Origin of the sequence: Photorhabdus kleinii, assembly GCF_025384885.1 — a bacterium.
GTDB lineage: Bacteria > Pseudomonadota > Gammaproteobacteria > Enterobacterales > Enterobacteriaceae > Photorhabdus > Photorhabdus kayaii.
Map to the genome: position 1 here is coordinate 1 of NZ_JAJAFY010000126.1, position 1,425 is coordinate 1,425.

At 47.6% G+C, this 1,425-nt stretch carries 2 protein-coding genes; both read left to right on the forward strand.

From position 1 onward, the window contains the following. Window positions 1-354, forward strand: a 354-nt coding sequence (locus tag LG003_RS22905) for a DUF3396 domain-containing protein (RefSeq protein WP_262981751.1), incomplete at its 5' end; no start/stop codon positions are given. Between the two features lie 37 nt (window positions 355-391). Beyond that, window positions 392-1,425: DUF3396 domain-containing protein (locus tag LG003_RS22910; RefSeq protein ID WP_262981752.1), on the forward strand; the 1,034-nt coding region annotated here is incomplete at its 3' end.

Below are 1,425 nucleotides of genomic sequence, written 5' to 3' on the forward strand. Positions count from 1 at the left end.
GATTTAACGCCGCTACCGGGCAGTGTCCCGGAGAGTTATTTTGCTATTAACCAATTGATACGTCCGATACGGGTGATACCTCGTGAAGGCCATTCATTGCACTTCTATGGTGAAGGTCATTTTAATTCAACTTCCACCTTGGCTTGGTATGCCCGTTATGACCGAGGCCCGCTACAAGTGACCCCTATGAGAGGGGACCATCCTGCACTGGTCAGCGGGATCTGGCAAACTGATAGCCTGCCGGGTCAGCAGTACTTCTTTGCTCAGGGTGCGATGTCTTTTGATGTTCCAGGCACAGAACCGGGCACAACCGTATGGCATCTGATACGGGAAGCGGCAAATATGTGGGAATAACAGATTATCCACGGCCTCATAATTCACGGAGAAAATAATGGAAACTTCAGATTATTTTTCCCAGTTGAGATCACAACTGACCTCTTTTCTTTTTATTAATGGTGATGGTCTAACTGTTTCCCGTCTGGGTCTCTCGATTACCCTGTTTTTTAAACAGGGTTACACCCAGGAGAAAAAACAGCGCATTCTGGCCTGCTACCGGCGCTTTCGCGAAGAGTTTGGCATTTACCTGCGTTTTCATAGTCATTCATTAAAGGGGTTAAGCAAATATTCACCGGAAAATATTATTAAGATAGAGGAAGGCATTCTCGCCAGGAAAAAAAATCAGCCTTGTGGTTGGGTCGTCAGTGATGCTAAAAACGAAGATGAAGCGCCTCGTTATCTAATGCGTTATCTGGATTCCGATGAGGATGATGGTGACGATAGTAGCTCCTATCTGAGTCTGGTGCTGCCTTGGGATTATTTGAAAAAACAAGAGGGCATGACTCACTTTATGGCTTGGCTGAATTTTCTATGTGAACAGCTTGAACCTGACTGGGGAGATTGTGGTTACTGTCTGGTCTTACCCAAAGACTACTATGATTATTTTCCTTTAGAGTACCAACTGGCTCTGCGCTACCCTTCCCTGCAAGTCAATTCCACTGTTCACACCACACTGGATGATTATGCTCACTCTATCAGAAGCATCAACTGGATCACCCTGCTGTCCAAACGCTTTGTAGAACGGTTGGGAGGGGAATCATGGATACGCCACACGCTGGCCCGTCACCTCTACCCGGATGTGGTGATTACCCCTTACTCCAATGGTCTGATGATCCGGGCCGGTCAATACCCAGACTTAACGCCACTACCGGGCAGTGTCCCGGAAAGTTATTTTGCTATTAACCAACTGATACGCCCAATACGGGTCATTCCCCGTGAAGGCCATTCCCTGCACTTTTATGGTGAAGGTCATTTTGATGATATTTCCACACAAGCCTGGTATGCCCGTTATGACCGGGGACCGCTGAATGTGACCCCTATGAGAGGTGACCATCCTGCTCTGGTCAGCGGGATCTGGCAAACCGATAG